General features: G+C 73.2%; 3 protein-coding genes. 1 reads left to right on the plus strand and 2 read right to left on the minus strand.

Features of this window, described 5'->3' with window-relative positions:
- Window positions 1-432 (minus strand): Tex-like N-terminal domain-containing protein (locus ACWCO3_RS33055; RefSeq protein ID WP_450013854.1); only part of this gene is annotated, 432 nt, incomplete at its 3' end.
- 124 nt (window positions 433-556) lie between these two features.
- On the opposite strand from ACWCO3_RS33055, the gene ACWCO3_RS33060 reads away from it, so the two are divergent.
- Window positions 557-2,068, plus strand: coding sequence for a deoxyguanosinetriphosphate triphosphohydrolase family protein (locus ACWCO3_RS33060; RefSeq protein WP_357841498.1), 1,512 nt, complete (start codon window positions 557-559; stop codon window positions 2,066-2,068).
- A 44-nt stretch (window positions 2,069-2,112) separates the two neighbouring features.
- Here ACWCO3_RS33060 and ACWCO3_RS33065 read toward each other — a convergent pair whose 3' ends face one another.
- Window positions 2,113-3,258: an MBL fold metallo-hydrolase gene (locus tag ACWCO3_RS33065; RefSeq protein ID WP_358163115.1), complete on the minus strand. Its 1,146-nt coding sequence runs from the start codon at window positions 3,256-3,258 to the stop codon at window positions 2,113-2,115.
- Window positions 3,259-3,398 lie beyond the last annotated feature (140 nt).

Consider the following 3,398-nt stretch of genomic DNA (forward strand, 5'->3'; position numbering starts at 1 on the left):
GCCGTCGTGCAGGACACCCGCGCTCTCGCCCTGACATTCGAGGTGAGCGGCCTGCCACCGGTCAGCCAACCCGGCCTCGCGGGCGATCTGCGCCCGGGTCCGCCGCTTGGGCTTGTACGGCAGGTAGATGTCCTCCAGCCGGGACTTCGAGTCGGCGGCCATGATCTGCGCTTCCAGGGCCTCGTCGAGCTTGCCCTGGGTGCGGATCGACTCCAGCACCGCGGCCCGCCGCTCGTCCAGCTCGCGCAGGTAGCGCAGCCGCTCCTCCAGGGTGCGCAGCTGGGTGTCGTCGAGCAGGCCGGTGGCCTCCTTGCGGTAGCGGGCGATGAACGGCACTGTCGAGCCGCCGTCGAGCAGCTCCACGGCCGCACGCACCTGACGCTCGGCCACGCCGAGCTCGTCGGCGATCCGCTGATGAACAGACTGGGTCACGATCTCGATCCGCCTTCGGGAGTGGGTACCGGTTGCATTCTGCCGGGCGGCCCCGGTCGCTGTCGCCGCGCCCGGCCGGGTGACCCGGCGGCGCTCCCTCCCGGCCTGCGCTAGCGTGGCGATCATGGAAACACCTGCGGAGCCGCGTGCCCGGCGGCTCTTCGGCGGCAGCGCCCGAGCCCTCGGCGACCTGACGGCCAACCCGTTCCGTGCCGACCGGGACCGGATCGTCGGCTCACCGTTCTTCGCCCGCCTCGGCGGTGTCACCCAGGTGATCAGCCCGGTCGGCTCCGGGCTGCTGGTGCACAACCGGCTCACCCACAGCCTCAAGGTCGCCCAGGTGGCCCGGGCGATCGCCGAGCGGCTGACGACCGACGACCGATGGCGTGACCTGCTGGACAAGCTCGGTGGCCTCGACCCCGACGTGGTGGAGGCGGCGGCGCTCGCCCACGACCTCGGTCACCCGCCGTTCGGGCACCTGGGGGAGCGGGTGCTGGACCGGCTGGCCCGCCAGCGCCTCGGCCTGGCCGACGGTTTCGAGGGCAACGCCCAGTCGTACCGGATCGTCACCAGCACCGAGATCCGCGGCGCGGCCACCACCGGTCTGGACCTGACCGCCGCGGTCCGCGCGGCGATGCTGAAGTACCCGTGGACCCGGCTGGACCACCCCGACCCGCACCCCCGCACGATGGACCCGCCGCCGCGCGGGGCCACCCCGCCGCCGGACGACCCGGAGAGCGGCTCGTCGAAATTCGGCGCGTACCGGACGGAACTCGACGACCTGCGCCAGGCCCGGGAGCCGTTCACCGGTCGCATACCGGACTGGCAGCAGACCGTGGAGGCGTCGGTGATGGACACCGCCGACGACATCGCGTACGCCATCCACGACGTGGAGGACTTCTACCGGGTCGGTGTGCTCCAACAGGGTTCGGTCTCCGCCGAGCTGATGGCGTGGCAGCGCGAGAGTGGGCACTTCCGGGCGATCACCGACGCGGCGCTGGCCACGTCGGCGCGGCGACCCGGGGCGGCGATCGAGCGGTTGCGGCGGCAACTGCACCGCAAGGACGCCTGGATCGCCGACGACGACGCGTTCGCCGCCGCCGTCGAGCACGTGCGCGAGGAGTTGGTCGACGGGCTGCTGGCGATGCCGTTCGACGGCTCGATCGAGGCCGAGCAGTACGTGGCGCGGTTCTCCGCCCGCTGGTCCACCCGCTTCGTCGAGGCCATCACCGTGACCGACCAGCCGTCGGTGCGTTCCGGGTACGTGCTGCTGGGCTGCGCGCAGTGGCACGAGGTGCAGGTGCTCAAGTTCGTCCACCACCGGTTCGTGCTGGCCCGCCCGGACCTCGCCCTGCACCAGCGCGGCCAGGCCCGGCTGCTGGGCACCCTGGTCGAGGCGCTCTGGGAGTGGCTGCTCGACCCGGAGGAGGAGTCGCGGCTGCCCCGCCGGCTGCACGACCTGGTCGAGTTGGCCGAGGCCGAGCTGCACCCGCGCATCCCGGACCGGATCGGCCGCGCCCGGGGGCGCGCCATCGTGGACTTCGTCGCGCAGCTCACCGACGGGCAGGCGGTGGCCATGCTGGACGCGCTCTCCGGCCGCTCCGGCGCGCTCTGGACCGACGCCTTCGTGCTCTGACCCGCGAGACCCGGGCCGGACGGCTCAGGCCGGCGCCGGACTGCTCAGGCGATGGCCTGCCACCAGCCGTCGACGGCGGGCGGCTCGTCGACCACCACCCGCTCGCCGGGGCGGGGCACGGCGAGCCGTACGTCGCGGGCCTTCGCCTCGGCCCACAGCCGGTCGACCGGCTCGGACCAGTCGTGCAGGGCCAGGTTGAACGTCGCCCAGTGCACCGGGACGAACAGCCCGCCGCGCAGGTCGACGTGTGCGTCGACCGCCTCCTCGGGGAACATGTGGATGGTCGGCCAGGCCCGGTCGTACGCGCCGATCTGCATCAGCGTCACGTCGAACGGCCCGTGTTCGGCGCCGATCGCCGCGTACCCGTCGAAGTAACCCGAGTCACCGGTGTAGAAGACCTTGCGGCGGGCCCCGGCCACCACCCAGGAACTCCAGAGCGTGCCGTCTCGGCGCAGCCCTCGGCCGGAGAAGTGCTGGGCGGCGGTCGCGGTGATCTCCAGCCCGGCGACCCGGTGCGACTCGGACCAGTCCAGCTCGATGATCCGCTCAGCGGGTACGCCCCAGCGGTCCAGGTGCGCCCCCACCCCGAGCGGGACCAGGAACGGCGCGGACTGCCCGGCGAGCAGCGCCCGCACGGTGGCCATGTCGAGGTGGTCGTAGTGGTCGTGCGAGATCAGGATGGCGTCCAGCGGCGGCAGTTCGTCGATGCCCACCGGTGGTTCGTGCAGCCGGCGAGGACCCACCAGCCCGGAGGGAGAGCACCTGTCGCTCCACACCGGGTCGAGCAGCACCCGCCGGCCCTCGATCTCGATCAGCGTCGAGGCGTGCCCGTACCAGACGATGTTCAGCTCGTCAGCGCGCTCTGCCTGCGCGGGCGCAGCGCTCGGACGCAGCAGCGGCACCGGTGTGGTCGGGTGCCGCTTCTGCTTACCGAAGATCAGCTCGCGGACCAGGTTACGGCCCGGCTCGGCGACCATCGTGCGGGTGCCGGCCTGGTTGTGGAAGGTGCCGTCGCGGAACTGGGGCGAGCGGGCCGCCCGTTCGGCGCGGGCCCCGCTGAGCCGGCCGCCGAGCGCCGCCGGCACATCCCGGGCGACCCAAGCCAGCCCGGCAAGCGCGGCCAGCCCGGCCACGCCCCGCATCCGCCGTCCGAGTGACCGTTCGACGTCAGTGCTCTGCGCTCGTGCCATTGCCGTCCCTCCGACGTGTCCGCCCTACACGGTAGTCACACGGACCGACCCGTGCCCCGGCGGTCGCCAGGCCGGGTCGGGGGGCGCCCCCCGCGGCCCCCCCCCCGAAACGAACAACGGAGGGGGGGGGGAGAAGGTTT

It is taken from the genome of Micromonospora sp. NPDC002411 (genome assembly GCF_053592955.1).

What these genes read in the sequence shown, in the direction of transcription:
- ACWCO3_RS33060 (WP_357841498.1), top strand. Translation starts at nt 557, where the DNA reads ATGGAAACACCTGCGGAGCCGCGTGCCCGGCGGCTCTTCGGCGGCAGC.
- ACWCO3_RS33065 (WP_358163115.1), bottom strand. Translation starts at nt 3,258, where the DNA reads ATGGCACGAGCGCAGAGCACTGACGTCGAACGGTCACTCGGACGGCGG.